Below are 18,406 nucleotides of genomic sequence, written 5' to 3' on the forward strand. Positions count from 1 at the left end.
GACGGTGCCGTGACGGGAACCGCGAACACTCCACGAGCATGGCCGGTTTCGCGTCCGTCGCCGCTGTCGCGCTCAGTGTCCGTGAGCAGCTCAACCGCTGCTACGACGACCTGGTGGCCGCCGACGCCGACGCGTTCCGGGCCAAGCCGACGGCGCGTCTGGTGCAGACCACGGACTTCGGCAAAATCGGTGGTGACGCCAATAATCCGATCCGGTTCCCGACGTTGTCGATCTTCGTCTGGCGGGTGGACGTGAACCGGACGATGCGCAGTCCCTGGTCCGCGGTCGCCGCGCAGGACCACACGATCCACCTGCCGCTCGACGTCCATCTACTGCTCACCGCGTGGGACAGCGAGGCCGAGGCCGAGCTGCGGATCCTCGGCGCGACCATGCAGTGCCTGGAGACGCGGCCGGTGATCGCCGGCCCGCGGCTGCATCCGTCCGGGAAGTGGCGGCCGGGCGAGGCAGTACAGATCGTCAACGAGGACCTGGTTACCGAGGACGTCCTGCGGACGTTCGAGACCTTGCCGGTCGACTACCGGTTGAGCGTCTCGTACCTGGCCCGCATCGCCCGGATCGACGCCCCGTCCGAACCCGACCACCCGGACGTGCTGACCGCCGTCCGCGGACTCGTGCCGTCGGTGCAGCCATGACGCCCAACCTCTTCACGCCGCCCGAGTACGACGAAGCGCTGTGTCGGCTGGCGATCGGCGTCGAACTCGTCGATGCCCTCGACGCGCTGCCGACGTACGGCGGAGGGCGGTACCAGCGGAATGCCGCCGTACTCGATGAGCGGCATCCGTCGCCGTTGCACCAGTGGCGACGGTGGGCCGCCGGACAGACGCTGAACGACGTACTCGCCGGGCTCGACCGGCACCGGAGTGGACGGTTCGCGCATCTGTACGGCACGGCACCCGATCCGCACGACGAGAACCTGACCGTGCGCATCGTCGAACCACGCGCGAGCACCGGCCGCTACCTCGTCCCCCGTCGGCTGCGACTCCGTCTGTACGACGACCCGGTGCCGGATCCACCGCCCGATCCCGGCAATCAGCGCATCTTCCGCGTCGGCATGTTTCCCGGGGCCGGCGCCTACCCGAGCAGCGGGTCGACCGTACTCCGAGGGCGCGTCGTGCGGCCCGGTGCCGACGGCGAGTTGCACCCGGTGCGCTGGGTCCGCGTCGTCGCCCGCGACACCTTGGACGACCTCGGCTGGGCGCACGGCGACGACCGCGGCGAGTTCGTCCTGATCCTCGGCAGTCCCGCCGGAGCGGGCACGATGCCCGTGGATCCGCTGCCGGTCGAGCTCACCCTGACCCTTCCGCCCGCGGTCACGGCCGACCCGGCGGACGTGCTGCTCAAGGTTGTCGATCCGCTCTGGGACCTGCCCGTGCAGACCGCCATAGCCACCGACGACCCGTCGACCGATCCGGTCCTCACGGGCCGCGGTCCGTGGCCCGGGACCCCCTTCGGCCCGTTCGCCGCGCCCGTACCCCTCGGCCGTGAGAGCACGGTCACCATCCAGTTACCGGCCTGATCGACAGGAGACCAGCGAATGCCCGAGTATCTGTCCCCCGGCGTGTACGTCGAGGAAACGACGTTCCGGTCGAAGTCGATCGAGGGAGTCGCCACCAGCACCACCGGCTTCGCCGGCATCACCCGCTACGGACCGGTGCAGTACGTCGACGGCGACCGCCCGGGGCCGCGCAGTACCGAGGCCCGCCTGGTCACCAGCTTCACCGAGTTCGAGCGCGTGTACGGCGGCCTCGAACAGATCGTCCCGGCCGACGGATCGCCCAGCCGGGAGTCGTACCTGGCGCACGCCGCGCGGGCGTTCTTCCTGAACGGCGGGCGCCGGCTCTACGTCAGCCGCGTCTTCGCCCCGACCGGGACCGACCCGAACCTGGACCACGGCCTCGCCCGTCTCGCCCTGCCCTTCGGCGTCAGCGATGTCGCCACCTGGCGCGCCCGCTGGCCCGGCCAGTACGGCAACACGCTCATCACCGTACGGGCGGTCCGGAAGCGGAACTGCGCATTCCAGCACCCGTCGTTCGGGACGCAGGCGACCGCCTTGACGCGTGGCGCCGTCGTCGAGATCACCGAACCGCCGACGATCCCGCCGGACGGCGACGCCGATCTGGTACCGGGCGCCCTCGCGGTGGTCGACGAGGATCCGACGGTCCGCGACAGCAGCGGCCGCGCCCGCCAGGTCTTCCGGAACTCCGGCGGCACCGTCGCCACCACGGCCGCGACGATCATCAAGGAGGTCGTCCTGCAGGTCCTGGTGCAGCCCGACACCGAACGGATCGACGCCTACAGCGACCTGGGGACACATCCCGCGCAGCGTCGCTGGATCGGCCACATCCTGCAGTCCGACGACCCCGAGGACGAGAACTCGGTCGTGTTCGTGGACACCGACGCGCCGGACGATCCCGCCGTACCCGCGGATCTCACCCGGGCCGTCGACCTGATGGTCGCACTGCAGACGCCCCCGGCCGGCGTCCGGCTCGAAGGCGGTAACGACGGAGCGGTGCCGAGTCCCGACGACCTGCTCGGTCAGGACGCGTCGCCGGACATCGTGACGCAGAAGGCCACCGGCCTCGGCGCACTGGCCGAGCTGGACGACATCGCGATCGTCGCCTTGCCCGACGGCGGTACGTACGACGATGTGGACGCCTGCCAGGCGGCGGCGTCGGCCCTGATCTCGCACGCCGAACGGATGCGCTACCGGATCGCCGTCGTCGACGCGCCGCGCGGCAGTTCGATGACCGAGGTACGAACGTTCCGCGGCAAGTTCGACACCACGCGGGCCGCCATGTACCACCCGTGGATCGAGGTCTTCGACCCATTACAGCGGATGGCCCAGGGGGCGCCGCCGCGCCGGATCCTGCTCCCGCCGTCTGGGTTCGTGACCGGGATCTACGCCCGGACGGACGTCACCCGCGGAGTCTTCAAGGCGCCGGCGAACGAGGTGGTGCAGGGGCTGACCCGGTTCGAGGCGAACATCAACACGCCGCGCAACGACGTACTGAACCCGGAGGGGATCAACGCGCTGCGGTTCTTCCCCGGGCGCGGCAGCCGGGTCTGGGGTGCGCGCACGATGACGTCGGACCCGGAATGGACGTACGTGAACGTCCGGCGGCTGTTCAACTTCCTCGAGCATTCGATCGACCGGGCCATGCAGTACGCCGTCTTCGAGCCGAACAGCGAACGCCTGTGGGCCAGCATCCGGCAGTCCGTCGAGGACTTCCTGTACGTCCAGTGGCTGGCCGGCGCACTGCTCGGCAGCAAGCCGGACGAGGCGTTCTTCGTCCGCTGCGACCGCACCACGATGACCCAGAACGACCTGGACAACGGACGGCTGATCTGCCTGATCGGTGTCGCCCCGGTCAAGCCGGCGGAGTTCGTCATCTTCCGCATCGGACAGTTCACCGCCGACGCGCGCGCCTGACCAGACTGACAACCAGGAGTATCGATGCCGACCCTGCGAGACAACCCGTACCCCGCCTTCAACTTCCTGCTGTCGCTCGGCGGCGACAGCGGCAACGGTGACGAAGGCACCATCGTCGGCGGCTTCTCCGACGTCACGGGCCTGAAGTTCAGCGTCCAGTTCGCCGACTACCGCAACGGCAACGAGAAGGTGAACACCGCCCGCAAGGTGCAGAACACCTTCACCGTCGACGACATCACCTGCAAGCGCGGGGTGATCGGCAGCCGGGACCTGTTCGCCTGGCTGGAGGACGTCAGCCGGGGAACCGTCGATGCCCGGACCGTCACCGTCTCGCTGCTGGACGAGTCCCGGAACACGGTCTGCACCTGGAAGCTGCTGAACACCCAACCGAAGAGCTGGTCCGGCCCGGCGCTGGCCGGCAAGGGCGGGACCGACGTGGCGATGGAAGAGCTCGTGCTGTGTTGTCAGGGCATCGAGTTCAGCTGACCACGGACTTCGTCCCGGGTGCGCCCGGCGTCTACCTGACGACGCCACGGCCGCCGGACGTGCTCACCGCCGTACGACGAGACGTGGCCGCCTTCGCGGGGATCGCGCCACGCGGACCAGCGTGGCTGCCGCCCGGCCGCCCGGACGACGACGTGGACGTGGCGACGTGGCTCCAGGCCACGCCGCCAGCCCGGTCCGTACCGGTCGCTATCGGCAGCTGGGACGAGTACCGCACGCTGTTCGGCGGGTTCGAGGGACCGGGACGCCTGCCCTACGCGGTCAGCTCGTTCTTCGCTGCGGGCGGTTCCCGGGCGTACGTCGTACGCATTGTGCACGACGAACCGTACGACGTACTGCAGGGCCGCGCCGCCGGGGCGTTGGGCCTGCCAACAAGTGGTGGATCCGGCGTCAAGCTGCTCGCCCGCTCGGAAGGCGCCTGGGGCAACGCCCTCGCCGTGACCCTGCGTTCGGCCGCGCGACCGTTGGCGATCCGGTCGGCCACCGGCACCGAGGTGGTCGTCGATCCGTCGACGTCAGTACCCCTGGGTGCGCTGTTGCGGCTGACCCGCCCGGACGACGTCCAGCTCCTGCGGTACGTCGAGCGCGCCGACCTCCGGCCGGACCCGCAAGGACCCGCGCAACGACTGCATCTGCTGCTGGACACCGCACTTCCAGGACCGCCTTCCCTGGTCGAGCTCGTGGAGTTGAGCCTCGAGGTCATCGATCTGGATCCGGCGTTGCCGCGGGTCGAGAGACTCGACGGGATCGGTCTGCGGCCCGATCATCCTCGGTGGCTGGCCCGCGTACTGATCGGCGAATCGACCTTGCTGTGGCCCGATCCGGCGTGGGCGGCTTCGTCGATCGCTCCCCCGGATCCTTCGCTCGAACCGGTGGCGGGCGGTCCGTTCGGCGGTGGGTCGGACCGGTGGCAGGACGTCGTACCCGAGGATTTCTGGGATCCGTTGTGGGTGCCTGGTGACGAGCGGCCGGGTGCGGGGGTGCACTGTCTGGCCGAGCTGACCGACGCGGGGTTGCTGGTCGCGCCGGATCTTTACGACCCGGCGCCATTGACGCCGGCGGGCGACGTCCGCGATCCGGTGTCCCTGGCCGGTCCCGAGTTCCAGTTGTGCGTACGCCCGGATCCGCCGCCGGAGGCGACTCCGCGGCCGCCCGGGCTCGACGGGCTGCGGCTCGATCCGTCGGTGCCGTCCGAGCTCGATCGGATCACGGCGGCGCAGTCCGAGCTGGTGCGGTTCGCCGATCAGCGGCGTGAGTTCACCGTGCTGCTCGACGTACCGTTGGGACTTCCACCAGGGCGGCTCCTGCAGTGGCGGACGTCCTTCGATTCGCCGTACGCCGCGACGTACCACCCGTGGCTGGATGTGGCGGCACCGGACGACGACCGCGACGATCTGGTCCGGATGAACCCGTCGGTGTTCGCGGCCGGGATCATCGCCGATCGCGAACAGCGGCTGGGAATCCCGCGCGGTCCGGCCAATCAGATCGCGGTCGGTGCGGTCCGGGTGTCGACGCCGGTGCCGGAGGTGCTGCACGACGTACTGCATCCCGCCGGGATCAATGTGTTCACACTCGACCGCGACGGTATCCGGTTGTCGGCCGCGAGGACTCTCAGCCTTCGCCCGGAACTGCGGCAGCTCTCGGTCGCGCGGCTGCTCACTGTGCTCCGGCTGACGCTCGAACGCGAGCTCGCCTGGGTCACCTTCGAGCCCAACAGCGAGGAGTTGTGGGGCCGGATCCGGCGGGCGGTCGGCGGGCTGCTGCAGCAGTTCTTCGTCGCCGGTGCATTCGCCGGCGCGAAACCGAGCGAGGCGTTCTTCGTGCGCTGCGACCGCACGACGATGACGCAGAACGACCTCGACAACGGAAGGATGGTCTGCCTGATCGGCGTGGCACCGGCCGAGCCGCTGGAGTTCCTGGTCCTGCAGCTGATGCACGAGCCGGACGCCTCGGTCCGCGTCGAGGCCCGCTGATGTTCGACCTGGCCCGCTGGCAGGCGAGCTTCGGCCGCAGCCTGTCCCATGTCGTTGTCCACGACAGCCATCAGTCCGCCGCGCTCACGACCGCGCAGGACGCGTACGGCGTCGCGACCGGCGGCGACGTGTTCCTCGGGCGCCCGCCGACCGGTGAGCTCGGCGGCGGCACCGCGCACGAAGCGGTACTGGCGCATGAGCTTGCACATGCGTTGGGCGCCGGCACCGAGGAAGGTGCGGAGCGGGCCGCGACCGGTGCGCGGGCCCGGATGCACGGACGAGGTGGGCCTGCTCCCGACATACTGGCATCGAGTGGCCGGGGGTTGGCGCTGCACTCGTGTTCGAAGGGGCCGTCGAAGGCCCAGCGGGCGCTGGACGGCGAGATCCCGTTCACCGCGGAGCTCGCGCGCGACGCGTTGTCGGAGTACCGGGCCCTGGGCGACCTCGACCGCCAGCGGGCCGTCGACAAGTACTACCCGAGCGGAGCGATGCAGCGACTGCTGACCTCGCTGCCTCCGGACGACGCGTCCGGACCGTTCAACGACGTCGTCCAGGACGTCCTCCAGCGGGTACAGCGCGCTGCCGCGGTCACCTCGGCCCAGGCGTCCGGCCTGTCGAGTGAGAGCGCCATGGTCGCCGCGCAGACCGCGCACATGCAGGCTGAGAACCTGGCTCTCGCGCAGGCCACGACCGGCTCGGCCACGCCGACGCCCGCGCAGGTGAGCGCCGAACAGACGAACCAGGTCGCGCAGACGTCGATCGCACCGTCGAGCTCGGTGCTGACTCCGTCCCAGATCGTCATGGACACCGCAGCCGCCTTCGGTGCGGTGGCTTCCGTGGTCTCCTACGCCAAGGCCAAGCACCCGGAGCTGCACCTGACCGCGGCCGACTTCAAGGTCGACGTCGTCGGCCTGGAGAACCGCGGTGCCGGCGTCATCGCGTACGGCGAGGTCGTCGGCGGCCGCCACGTCGCGACCGTCGGCCGGACCTTCACCAGGTTCGTCCAGGCGAATCCGGCCTACGCTCTGAGTGTGGTGGTCCACGAGTTGCACGGTCATCCCGAGTACGGCCCGTACGGTCGCCCCGGCAGCGAGTACGGCCTGGAGTTGTACGACCGGGCCGCCTGGCTGATGCCCGGGTACGTGCAGCCGACGGGTGCCGGCCGTACCAGCGAGATCGATGCCTACGGCTACCAGGAGACCGAGATCTACTCGTTGCTGCGATCACTGCCGTACCACACGTCGCTGGCACCCAAGGACGCCGCGCTGCAGGCGTCGTACGTCGATCCGGAGCCGACCGTCGTCGGGCGGCTGCAGCTCGTCCGGTCGCAATGGGACGCCCGGGTCGCGAAGGCGCTGGTACGCGGCATGTACGAACGGCTCCGGCTCGACCCCCGCCTCAGCCCGGCCGCACTCAGCGCCTTCCGGCGGTCGGTCACCGTTGTCTTCGGCGCCGACGCGAAGGACATTCTGAAATGACCGGCTACGACCAGCTGCTGGCCGCCGTACTCACGCCGTTCGGTGAGCCGGCCGCGCGCCGGGAGCGTGAGCGGGCGCTGACCGTCCTGCTCCGCGACCATCACGACCGCGCCGAGGCCGATCTGACGGCCGCCGTCCGCGCCAACCCGACCGGCCTTCAAGTCCCTGCTGTGCTCGAGCTTCTGCCGTTCTTCAGCAGCCCGGAGGTCGTCGCCGTCCTCGAGTCGTTGATGAACGGCGACGACCCGGAGATCGCTGCCCACGCAGGCATCGCGCTCGGTCGCGTGACCGACCCCACCGCTCGGTCCGCCATCGAGCGTTCCCTGGCCTCCACGTCAGCCCAGACCACCGCAGCCGCCGCCGATGCCGCGGCCACGACCACGGACCCGACGTACTGCGCGGCCCTGCGGAACCGCCTCACCGACGAGTCGCCCGTCGTCCGCTTCCACGTCGTCCACGCACTGCTGACCCTCGATTGCCTGAGTGCCGAAGACCGCGCCGAACTGGCACAAACCGAGCACGACCCCGACGTGACGTCCCTACTGGCCTAGTTTGCCGGCCAGCTTCGTCAGCACCGCGACGTACGCATCACGGCCCTCGGACGGCGCCATCCGGCGGACCGCGAGCTCCGGCATCGACCGCAGTACGGCGACCACTCGCGCGCGATCCTCCGCCGGAAAGTCCCCCGGGTCCAGCCAGCCGAGATTGTGCTCCGAGATGCTCCGCACCCGGGCCGCGAGTTCCGGATCGTCGAGTTCGTCGACCAGGGTGTCGATCACCCAGTAGAACACCCACGACGACGCCGACCACAGGGTGCCGTCCGGTAACGCGATGCTGCCCGCCATCAGCTGTCACTCACGATCAGTTGTCACTCACGATGAAGGCCCGAGGTTTCCGGGGTGCGACGAACTTCTCCACTTCCAGACGCTGGGCCGGAGTGAGCGTGGAGACATCCACGGGGACGAAGTCCGCGTACTTCAGGTGCTCGTCGATCTGGAGTTGGAGTCGCGGCCACTGCTGGTCGAAGAAGCGCGCCGGGATCCCGCTGCCGACCGCGTCGTACGTCTTGCCGTCCTGATCCGCCCAGTCGAGCTCCGTTGCGGCCGGCAGTCTGGTCAACGTCACGTTCTTCTCCTTCATCACCAGCAGGGCGGTGTTGAACTCGGGTCCGCGGAACAGCGCCGGCGCCGGGTCGACGCCGAGGGCGAGGAGGGCGGGCCGTCCCCCGCTGGCCAGTACGTACTCCGACCATTCCCCGTCCTTCGTCGGGATCTTCCCCGCGGCCGCGCCTTCGATCCGTTGCTGGTGATACTCGAAGAACGACAGCGCCACCTTCTCATGGTTGGTGCGCTGGATCACCTCGTGCAGGTACGGCAGCTTGGTGCGGCGATCGATCGGCCAGTCGAACGTCTTCCCGCCGAGCGTCAGCTTCGCCAGCTGATAGTGACCGGGCGCGTTCTTGTCGTGCCGGACCAGGTACAGCTGACCGGTCGAAGCGTTCACCCGGTAGTGATGGCCGGGCGTCATCGGCAGCCCGGCGCGGCGTGCGGTCTGGTTGCCGACGCCCGTACCCGCGGCGATCCAGCCGCGGCCGCGGTCGAGCGAGTTGACCGCGTCCTGGTACTCGTCGATCTGCGCCCGAAGGTCCGCGAGCCGGGCCTGGTGCGCGGCCGGGTCGGCGCCGGACCGCTGCAGTGCGGCCATCTCGGCCGACACCTCGGCCTCGATCGCGCGCAGCTTGGCGATCTCGGCACGCGCCTCGAATCCCTTGGACATGAACGCCGGATCGCCCACCAACCGGTCGAGGACCCGGCGGAAGAACCCGCGGATTCCGACGTACTCCGAGAGGTACCGGGCGGTCTCGACGTGGTGCCGTACGTCGGCCGGCCCCGCGCGACTACTGACCTCGATCCGGACCTGCATGGCGTCGTACACGACCCGGGCGACCACACCTTCAGGGAGGATCGCCTGCACGACCGGTACGCGGTCGGCGAGCTCGGGCGGGATCTGCTCGCGCATCGCCGCCATTTCGCTGTCGGTGTGCGGCCACAGCACGTCGACCAGGGCGAACTTGTCAGCCACGGCCGGGTCGCCCGTCAGTGCGCGATCCGGATCCGCACCGGCCGTCTTCGCCGTGGTCAGCGCGTCCCGCAGCGCGATCAAGCTGGGCCGGTCCGGGTGGTTCTCCGGCAAGGTCAAGAGCTGGCGCTGCAACGTGGCGAGCATTGCCTCCTGGGACTGCTCCGACGACACCGACATCCGCACAGCCGGGCCGCTGGCATCGCGTGCGGTCCGGATGACCTGCTCACCGATCACCTTGACGCCGCGCTCCAGGACGAAGCCGACCGCGGCCTGCATCAGCTGTACGACGTCGTCCTCGGTGACCTTGGCGAACCACCCGAGACCTCGCGCGCGATCGAACGAGTCGGCGGTCGCCGCCTCACGGAAGAACTCGCCGAGGGTGATCGCGGCGGTGATGTCGTTCACGCCTTCGGTCTGCATGAAGCCCTGGTAGCCGGCCGCCAGTACCTCTCCGACCGGTCCGAGCGCCAGCAGGCCCTGCATCAGGACGATCTGCTTGCCGATCTCGAGCACCATCGAGGCGATGCCTTGCGGCGTCAGGGCGGCCATGACGCTGCCGCCCGTACCCCAATCGGCATTGGAGATCACGAGGACGGTGGCGATGCGTTGGTCGGCCCGGAGTGGTTGGGCGAAGTACGCGTGCAGGTAGGTCTCGAGGCGGGTGATGGCCTCGTCGACCGGCGACGGTGCAGGCGAGGTCTTGGACACGCCCGCCAGGTTCCGGAGTCCCGCCACCGCCGCCAGATCCGCCGCGATCCGGGGCGAGGTCGAAGGCTGTCTTTCGCCCTGCAGATAACGCGCGACAGCGGTTCCGGTGCTGTGCTCGACATCGCCGGTGCGTGCTCCAGGTCCGCCGAGTGGTAGGCCGGTCGGCGAGCGCGCTGCCGTCGTCTCGCGCAGCTCGGCGATCTCCTGGCGCCGCGCCAGCAGCCAGGCCGCCGTCGGCTCCGGCATCGTCTGCAGTTCCTGCTGTTCGACCCGAGTATGCAACAGATCCCACAGATCGATGAGGTAGTGCCAGCCCGCCCTGTCCGGGGCTGGGTCGAGCCCGTTCAACGGCACGCCCATTGCATTGGCCATGCCAACGGCTTGCGCGGTCCCGGATCGGTCGGGAGGCTTGGCCAGCAGTACCTTCTTGAGTTGCTCCCCGGTTGACTCGGCCCGGCCCTTCGCCGCCGTCGACGGCGTTTGCGGCTGCAGCGCCGAGCCGTATCCCCGGCCGAACGACAGGTGCGCGTCGGCCGAAGTGATCGTTCGGACGGCGGTGTCCAACGGCTCGGCCGATACCTGGCGACGGAAGTCCCGGCTGATACCGGCCGAGGCCGGAAGCATCTGGCTGAAGGAGTTGATCCACATCGCGCGAGCGAAGCCACCGCTGACCGCGGACACTCCCATTCCCCATCCCGCCACCGAGAACGCGTCACGACGTACCATCTGCGGTTCCGGTTCTGCGGGTGCGCCCAACGATCGGCTACTGCCGGCGCCGAGACCGAGGGTGCCGCCGGACGTCGCGTGCCGGAGCGTGGCGTGGGCGGAGTCCTCCGGCTGGAGCTGGTACGTCAACGCCATCACCAGCGCCCATCGCGGATCGCGCTTCTCCTGCTCCGGACTGCGGAACGCGCGCCAGCTTCGATACACGCGAACGAACTCCGGCAGGTCGTACACCGGATTGCCCGGTACGAGCGCCTCGTCGAGCGCAGCCCGCTGCGACGACGTCTGCTGCAGCCGCGTCCGGAGATCGGCGACCCACCGTTCCTCGGCCGCGTCGGTGGCCTTCGGGAACGCCTCCTCGGGCAGCACCCGCCGGTCGGAGTCCGCCTCGAAACCCCCAACGACAGGTCAGCCGGCGCGAGCAGCCGCTCGTCGTCCGGCAACTGCCGCCGCGTGTCCGCCTCCGTCTCCGACGCCTGACGTACTCCGGCCTGCTCGGCGCGCATTCCGGACAGCGGCGCCGCCTCGCCACGTGGATCCAGAGCCGCCCGCAACCGCGCGTCCAGCAGTAGAGCACGCCGGGCCAGTACGCCGATCTCGGGCCCGCGGGACGGATCCGAGGAGAACTCTTCGCGGGCCCGCGTGAGCTCGTCCATCGTGCCGTCCAGCTCGAGCTGCCACGCGATCGCGGCATCGGACAACGCCGCGGCCGCCGAGTCCAGGTCGTCCTCCAAGGTGACCCATAGACCGGTAACGACAGCCTGCGCGTCGGCGGCCAGCAGACCCGCGGCGTGCGTGGTCGCCTGGTTCAGCCAGAGCGAGACGCCGTACGATACGTCAACGACGTCGGCCTGGGTCGCATCAGCGCCGAGTACGCTGATCAACCGGTCCCGGATCGCGGTCCAGCCGAGTTGCTCGCGGCCGACCGCCGCAGACATCGTGCTGATGCCGTAGATCGTGTCCTCGACCAGGTCCGGCGTACCGAACTCGACTGAGACGGCCTTGAGGAGCAGGTTCGCGAGCTCGCCTTCCTCGGCCGATTCGGTGAAGGCGTCATGGACGCGATACCGGAAGTCGTCGCTGAGCTCGGCGGGGCCGTCGTCGTGGAAGACACCGCGGTACCCGGGCTCGCGCACGGCGCCGGACAGCGGGCCGAGCGGGCGGCCGGTCGCGACGTACGCCGAGACCGTCCGGGCGAGCTGTTCCTCGCGCGCGCTCAAGCCGGAGCTGGTCGCGTCGGGATGCCCGGATCGCAAGGCATGCACGACTTCATGCGCAGCCGTCTGTCTGCTTGGTTCGCCGCGGAAACTCACCACGCCGGGCGCTGCGGTCCCGTACCTACCTTCACCAGGGCCGGGATCGCGGCGGATCCCGTCGAGCGACAGGCCGAAGGCAGACTCCAGCGCATCGCGGTACGGGAGCCGGGTCCCCTCCGCGGACGGCGCACGAGGTCGATGCGCCGCCTTCTCGGTCGCATGCTCGTGGGGCTCGTGCAGGGACACGGGTGCAGGATCGCCGGGACACGTCACACTGCCGTCACCGATTGCGCCTGGGCAGTGGTGACGGTCGTGTGACGGCCGGGATCGAGAGTGGCGGCATGGCGGATCTGCTGCTGACCACGTTCCGGTTCGAGCTGGAGTTCAACCGGGTCGCGGGCGACGGGCCGCAGGTGCTCGGCGACGGCGGGTTCCAGGAGATCAGCGGGCTCGAGATCGAGATGGACGTCAAGGACCTCGAGGTCGGCGGGCAGAACACCTCGGTGGTACGCCGCGTCGGGCGGGCGAAGTACTCACGGCTGGTGTGCAAGCGCGGAATGTTCGGTCCGGCCGGCGGGGACGCCGTACCGGAATTGTGGCAGTGGTTCCAGGACGTCGTCGCCGGCGTCCGCCCGGTCCGCCGCTACGACGGCACGGTGATCGTGCAGGACCAACTCCGGCGCCCGATGGCGAGCTGGCAGTTCTTCCGCGCGCTGCCGGTGAAGATCGTGGGTCCGCAACTGAACGCGAAGACCGGTGAGGTCGCGATCGAGGAACTGCAGCTCGCACATGAAGGTCTGCTGCTGGCGGGGACCGCATGAGCACCGCGCCGGCCGAGGACAACGCCCCGAAGGGCGCCGTACTGGACGTCCTCGACAAGAAGGGCAAGGCCACCAAGACGATCCCGGTGCAGTTCAACCCGGCGTCGTTGCGGCTGACGATGTCCAACAACGTCGACGGCGGTACGGCGCGCGGCCGGCAGGCGCAGCAGTACAACGGCAGCAGCAGTACGCAACTGCATGTCGAACTCGAGTTCGACACCGCTGACGAAGGGACGACGGATGCGCCGGTCGACGTCCGGACCCGGACCTCCCAGATCGCGCAGTTCGTGCTGCCGGGCGACAAGGGCTCCAAGCAGGCGCCGCCACGGGTCCAGTTCCGCTGGGGATCGATCGCGGTCGCGGGCGTGATGACCAATCTGGTCGAGGAACTCGACTTCTTCTCCGCCGACGGCATACCGCTGCGGGCGAAGACCACGATCGACATCAAGGAGCAGGATCCGAAGTTCGAGGCGCTGACGGCGGGGGCCGGCGCGAACCCGGACAGCAACGCCCAACCGGCCGGCGAGTCCGATCCCGATGCCGCCGGCAACGGTCCGGGCTCCGACAGTCCACCGCCGACCGGACCTGACACGCGGACCGCGGACGCGCTGGACGGCGAGAGCGCGGCCGACTTCCTCGCGCGTAATGACCAGCCGCCGGAAGCCTGGCGGGCGATCGCGGGACTGGTCGGCGACGCGCTGTCGCTGGCCGCAGGGGCGTCGATCGACTTCTCCGCCTCGCTGGATGTCGGTGTCGGGATCGGCATCTCCGCCGGGTTCGAGGCAGAGCTGGACGTGTCGGTCGGGGCGCAGGCAGGTCTCGACACCGGGTCGTCGAGCGGTGGCGTGGCGGCGGGCTTCGCGTTGGCCGCGGCCGGTGGTTTGAGCGCGGCGATCGAGCAGTCCGCGATCGATCAGACGACTGCGGTCGCCAACGAAAGCCGCGCCGCCTTCGGAACACCGATCGCGGTCAGCTCCGGTACGTCGGCCGCCGCAGCGCAACGCCCCGCTGCACAAGGGACTTCGGCGCAACTGACTCCGGCACCGCGACCACTACCGCCGCGGGCAGATCCGCGCGCGACGTCCTACGGCCGGGGTGTACCGCTGCGCGATCGGGTCACGCCGGACGCCTCGCTGCCCGGCGCCGGCGGCTGGACCGTGATCGCACCGCTCCGCCCGCCGGAGTTCGCCGTCTTGATCGCAACCACAGACTGCGGTTGTGGCTGCAGCGGAACTGTTGTCACCCAGCAACCGTCAACCGGCGCAACCATCGCCGTCGCGACCCCGGCACCGGCACCGGCACCGGCACCGCAAGCGATCGGGATGTGGGGCCGGTCGCGGCCGCGGAAGGGGTGTTGCGGGTGAGCATCCACATCGGTGAGGTCACCTCCGACGTCGAGGCGACGACCGCCGAGCCGATCACCGGCGAGGCGACCGCGAGCGTCTGGCAGGAGCGACTCCGGATCGAGGGCGCGCTCGAGCAACTGGCCGCCGATCGGCTGCGAACGGCGACCGGCGATGAGTGACTTCGCCGCCGCCCCGTTCTCGTCGGCCGCCCCGGTCTTCTCGGTCGCGGGCAGCACCGAGGGGCGGCTCGGTCGTGACCTGCTCCGCCTCGACATCCGCGAAGGCACCCTCGGCCTGCGGACGCTGGTCGCCCACTTCAGCGCGATCCCGCCGGACAGCGACGGATCGACCGAGCAGCTGTCCTACCTCGACGGTCAGGTCCTCGACCTCGGCACCACACTGACTGTGACCATCGGCCCGGCCGCCGGCGAACGCAAGATCTTCCAGGGCGCGGTCTCCGCGCTCGAGGTCTGCTTCGAGGAAGGCGCGGTGCCGTACGTCAGCGTGTTCGCCGAGGACAGCCTGATGCGGTTGCGGATGACCACCAGGACCGCGACGTACGCCGACAAGTCGGACGCCGACGTGGTCAAGGCCGTGGCCACCGAACATGGTCTGCAGGCACAGACCGACGTCGACGGGCCGACGTACGGCGTGATCCAGCAGTGGGAGCAGTCGGATCTGGCGTTCCTGCGGGATCGCGCGCAGCGGATCAACGCCGAACTGTGGGTCGATTCCGCCGATGTCATCCATCTCGCCGGTCGCGAACGCCGGCCCGGCGCCGAGCTGACGCTTGTCCAGGGCAACGAACTGATCGGCCTCACGGCCCGCGCGGATGTCGCCCACCAACGGCCGGCGGTGGAGGTCCGCGGCTGGGATCACGACGCGGTACGGGCGATCACGAAAACGTCGGACCGGTCCGCTGTCACCGCGGAGATCACGTCCGGACGGAGCGGTGTCGAGATCGTGTCGAAGGTGTTCGCGAAGGCATCGATCAGCCGTGCGCGGCGCGACGTACTCGACCAGGCGACCGCCGACGCGTACGCCGACGCGGAGCTCCTCCGCCGCGCCCGCTCCTTCGTCACCGTCAACGGAACCACGGCCGGTACGCCGGATCTGCTGCCCGGCGCCAAGCTCGACCTGCGCCGGGTCGGCCGACCGTTCGAGGGCAGCGGTTACCGCGTCGTACACGCCCATCACAGCTACGACCTGACTACCGGCTACCGCACCCGCTTCCGGGCGGAGCGACCGGCGATCGCGGTCTGAGGCGAAGGACACCGTCATGACACTGCCTGGCGAACACACCGGACCCGGCCCGGAAGGCCCACTGCTGCCGGGCCTCTATCCGGCCACGGTGCACGCGCTCGACGGCGATCCAGTCGGTCTGCAACGCGTTCAGGTCGCGCTCGATTGGCTCGACAGCGCGGACGGCAGCGGCCCTCCCCTGGCCTGGGCAGTCGTCGTGAGTCCGTACGCCGACAGCGACCAAGGCCTGCAGATGCTGCCGGAGATCGGTTCGACCGTCGTGGTCGGATTCCAGGCCGGCCATGCGGACTACCCGTACCTGTTGGGCGGCACCTGGAACGGGTCCGCGTCGATGCCCGTCGAGCCGGCCAAGGACAACAACCTGCGACTGGTGCGGAGCCGGTCGGGCAGCCGGCTGGAGTTCGACGACACCCAGGGAGCGGCCGCGGTACGAATCTCGGCGTCCGGGACCGCGGACGACCAGTCGAAGCATTCCGTCGTACTCGACGATGCGGCCGGGACGATCACGATCCACTCCTCCGCCGGGGCCACCGTCACGTTGACGTCGGACGGCGGGGTCCGGATCGAGGCGGCGTCGACGGTCGACATCAGCGCGGCCGCGGTCTCCGTGGACGCGGCGATCAGCGACTTCAGCGGGACCGTCACCTGCGACACGTTGATCGCGACCGGCGGCGGCGTCGTCTCGCCGTCGTACACGCCGGGCGCGGGGAACGTCTGGTGAGCACCCAGGCCGTCTCCGGCGGAACCGGAACGTGCACGCCACCGAAGGACTGGCAACTGGTGGCGCCGTGGTACCGCTGGGCCCGGGTCGGTGAGACCGACCCCGACGCCGGCCCGCGTGGTCTCCGGCCGGCCCTGCACATGTACGGCGGCACCGACTTCGTTCGGCGCTTCCTCGACAACCCGCAGGTGTCGGTCGTGTTCGGCTCCACCGACCGCGTACAGCGCGTGGATGTGGTCAGCAAGCCGAATCTCCCCGGTGACAGCCGCTCGCGGCTGATCTCGCACCGTCAGCTCGTACCGACTGCCACCCGCAAACTCTTCCAGCCCGCGCACCAACGCCACTACCTGGTCGCGCTCGGGCTGAACTGCGACTCCCCCGGCTACCCGCGCGTCGACCCCTCCGGTGTGGCGGAAGCCGGCTTCGTGGTACGCCGCCACAGCGTCGTCGTACCCGTCGGGCAGGAAGCGGCCGCGGCCAAACTGCTCCGCGAACTCGCCGCTGCCCGAGCAGTCGCCAGTACCAGAACCGGGTACGACGTGGCGCGCGAACAACGGCGCCGCATGCATCCGTTCCGCTTCACCAGCGGGTCGGACGTCGATGCGACGGCAACCGCGGCACGCCGTACCGAGATTGCCCAGCGGGTCGAGCTGGCACGGCGCAAGTTGCAGGTGTGGGCGGCGCAGAACGGTGTCGAGCGCAAGACCGAGGCCTGGATCCCGACCGAGGGGCGGTTCGGCGCCTGGGTACCGATCGAGGACACACCTGACGAACTGATCGAACGCAGCTACCCGCTCCGGCTGCTGACCCCGCCGCCCGGACGACCGGACCATCCGGCCGTCCAGGGCACGATCTACTGGGGACCGGTCCCGGTGAGCAGCCACGAGGTCGCTGCCGACGGCTCCGCGCGGTTCGACGACCACCACGACTACGAGATCCGCGGCTGGGTCCGCCAGGACTGCGGTGATTGCCCCGGGCATCTTGTCTGGTCGGAGCCGTCGGAGAGCTACGGGCTGGCGTCGTTCCACGATCCGGCCGGTTGCGCGCAGCACCCGACGGAGATCCGGCTGCCGGACCTGCGGCAGTTGGAGGGTTCTCCCGCGACCCCGTCGGTACGAGTGTCGTCACCGCCGGGCAGCGGGCTGTCGGTCCCGCACACCGGGGACATCCCGGCCGAAGGCTCCGGCTCGGTGAACCCGAAGGAGGAGATCTGCTTCTTCTCGATCTCACTGTTCACGATCGTGGCGTTCTTCCTCTTCAACCTGTTCCTGCCGATCCTGCTGTTCGCGCTCGGACTCTGGTGGATGCTGAAGCTGAAGTTCTGCCTGCCGCCGAGCATCGAACTTGCGGGTCAGCTGTCCACCGAACTCGAGGTCGTGCCCGGCGGCATCTCCGCATCGGCCGGGCTGGACATCGACATCCTGCCGGGTCTCGACCAGAACAAGATCAAGACCTCACTGCACGACGGCTTGAACGGCGCGCTGGTCACCCCGCCGGCGCCGCCCGGTGGACTGCCGAGCGGGGTCGACCTGGGCTCGGTGCTCACCGGCCAGTTCACCAACGACCCGATCCTCGAGCTGCTCGCCGTCCAGGGGTACGCCGATCCGGTCGGCGCCGGCCCGAACTTCCAGCAGCCGTTGACGTACACCACCGAGGTCGACCGGAGCCAGGTGATCCACCCATGACTCCGTTCGTCGACCGGCTGGGGACCGGCTGGGATCTGGCCCTGGCGCCCGATCCGGTGCGCGGGGCGCTCAGCTACCGCTCGGGTCCGGAGAAGGTCCGGCAGGCGATCCAGGTGATCCTCCTGACCGAGCCGGGAGAGCGGGTGATGCGGCCGGAGTTCGGCTGCGGCCTGCGCCGGTACCTGATGGAACCCAACACGGTCTCCGTCCGCGCGTCGCTGCAGCGTGCGGTCGCCGGCGCGATCGAGGCCTGGGAACCCCGCGTCCGGCTGCTCGATGTGTCCGTCACGCCTGGCGCCGACCCGGCTGTCGCGGTGATCGCGATCCGGTACGAGCACCGCCGGGACGGTACGCCGGGTCAGGTCGTCCAGGCCCTGCCGCTGGGAGGTTGAGCC

16 protein-coding genes are annotated in these 18,406 nt (G+C 69.9%); 14 read left to right on the top strand and 2 right to left on the bottom strand.

The window, feature by feature from the left end; genetic code table 11:
- The first annotated feature begins 38 nt into the window (after nucleotides 1–38).
- From EV653_RS11270 to EV653_RS11300, 7 genes are read left to right on the top strand one after another with little or no spacing between them, the layout of a single operon-like run.
- Nucleotides 39–653, top strand: coding sequence for a DUF4255 domain-containing protein (locus EV653_RS11270; protein ID WP_134101214.1), 615 nt, complete (start codon nucleotides 39–41; stop codon nucleotides 651–653).
- On the top strand, nucleotides 650–1,537 hold the full coding sequence (locus tag EV653_RS11275; RefSeq protein ID WP_134101217.1) for a hypothetical protein: 888 nt from the start codon (nucleotides 650–652) through the stop codon (nucleotides 1,535–1,537). Before EV653_RS11270 ends, EV653_RS11275 begins: the two co-directional genes overlap by 4 nt.
- Nucleotides 1,538–1,555: 18 nt before the next feature.
- Nucleotides 1,556–3,451, top strand: coding sequence for a phage tail sheath family protein (locus EV653_RS11280; protein ID WP_134101220.1), 1,896 nt, complete (start codon nucleotides 1,556–1,558; stop codon nucleotides 3,449–3,451).
- Between the two features lie 24 nt (nucleotides 3,452–3,475).
- Complete coding sequence (locus EV653_RS11285) at nucleotides 3,476–3,937, top strand: phage tail protein (RefSeq protein WP_134101223.1); 462 nt, start codon at nucleotides 3,476–3,478, stop codon at nucleotides 3,935–3,937.
- Nucleotides 3,910–5,928: a phage tail sheath family protein gene (locus tag EV653_RS11290; protein WP_166679353.1), complete on the top strand. Its 2,019-nt coding sequence runs from the start codon at nucleotides 3,910–3,912 to the stop codon at nucleotides 5,926–5,928. The genes EV653_RS11285 and EV653_RS11290 overlap by 28 nt, the downstream gene beginning before the upstream one ends.
- Nucleotides 5,928–7,406: an eCIS core domain-containing protein gene (locus EV653_RS11295; protein WP_134101229.1), complete on the top strand. Its 1,479-nt coding sequence runs from the start codon at nucleotides 5,928–5,930 to the stop codon at nucleotides 7,404–7,406. The genes EV653_RS11290 and EV653_RS11295 overlap by 1 nt, the downstream gene beginning before the upstream one ends.
- The gene (locus EV653_RS11300; protein WP_134101232.1) at nucleotides 7,403–7,957 is read left to right on the top strand and encodes a HEAT repeat domain-containing protein; all 555 of its coding nucleotides are present in this window, start codon (nucleotides 7,403–7,405) and stop codon (nucleotides 7,955–7,957) included. Before EV653_RS11295 ends, EV653_RS11300 begins: the two co-directional genes overlap by 4 nt.
- On the opposite strand, the gene EV653_RS11305 is transcribed toward EV653_RS11300, so the two are convergent.
- Both EV653_RS11305 and EV653_RS42700 read right to left on the bottom strand, forming a co-directional pair.
- Complete coding sequence (locus EV653_RS11305; RefSeq protein ID WP_134101235.1) at nucleotides 7,946–8,251, bottom strand: hypothetical protein; 306 nt, start codon at nucleotides 8,249–8,251, stop codon at nucleotides 7,946–7,948. The genes EV653_RS11300 and EV653_RS11305 overlap by 12 nt on opposite strands.
- A 16-nt stretch (nucleotides 8,252–8,267) precedes the next feature.
- Complete coding sequence (locus EV653_RS42700) at nucleotides 8,268–11,288, bottom strand: hypothetical protein (protein WP_166679354.1); 3,021 nt, start codon at nucleotides 11,286–11,288, stop codon at nucleotides 8,268–8,270.
- Nucleotides 11,289–12,516: 1,228 nt separating this feature from the next.
- On the opposite strand from EV653_RS42700, the gene EV653_RS11320 reads away from it, so the two are divergent.
- From EV653_RS11320 to EV653_RS11345, 7 genes are read left to right on the top strand one after another with little or no spacing between them, the layout of a single operon-like run.
- Nucleotides 12,517–12,996 carry a phage tail protein gene (locus EV653_RS11320; protein ID WP_134101242.1) on the top strand — a complete coding sequence of 160 codons (480 nt, stop codon included), beginning with the start codon at nucleotides 12,517–12,519 and terminating at the stop codon, nucleotides 12,994–12,996.
- Complete coding sequence (locus tag EV653_RS11325; protein ID WP_134101245.1) at nucleotides 12,993–14,360, top strand: CIS tube protein; 1,368 nt, start codon at nucleotides 12,993–12,995, stop codon at nucleotides 14,358–14,360. Before EV653_RS11320 ends, EV653_RS11325 begins: the two co-directional genes overlap by 4 nt.
- Complete coding sequence (locus EV653_RS41085; RefSeq protein ID WP_166679355.1) at nucleotides 14,357–14,521, top strand: hypothetical protein; 165 nt, start codon at nucleotides 14,357–14,359, stop codon at nucleotides 14,519–14,521. Before EV653_RS11325 ends, EV653_RS41085 begins: the two co-directional genes overlap by 4 nt.
- Nucleotides 14,514–15,605 (top strand): phage late control D family protein, encoded by a 1,092-nt coding sequence (locus EV653_RS11330; protein ID WP_134101248.1) that lies wholly within the window; start codon nucleotides 14,514–14,516, stop codon nucleotides 15,603–15,605. Before EV653_RS41085 ends, EV653_RS11330 begins: the two co-directional genes overlap by 8 nt.
- 16 nt (nucleotides 15,606–15,621) lie before the next feature.
- Entirely contained in the window at nucleotides 15,622–16,326 is a 705-nt protein-coding gene (locus EV653_RS11335; protein WP_134101251.1) for a phage baseplate assembly protein V, read from the top strand.
- A complete protein-coding gene (locus EV653_RS11340; protein WP_134101254.1) occupies nucleotides 16,323–18,011 on the top strand; it encodes a hypothetical protein in 1,689 nt (562 codons plus the stop codon). Before EV653_RS11335 ends, EV653_RS11340 begins: the two co-directional genes overlap by 4 nt.
- A complete protein-coding gene (locus tag EV653_RS11345) occupies nucleotides 18,008–18,403 on the top strand; it encodes a GPW/gp25 family protein (RefSeq protein ID WP_134101257.1) in 396 nt (131 codons plus the stop codon). Before EV653_RS11340 ends, EV653_RS11345 begins: the two co-directional genes overlap by 4 nt.
- The last annotated feature ends 3 nt before the right edge of the window (nucleotides 18,404–18,406 follow it).

The sequence above is a fragment of the Kribbella pratensis genome, assembly GCF_004365355.1.
GTDB lineage: Bacteria > Actinomycetota > Actinomycetes > Propionibacteriales > Kribbellaceae > Kribbella.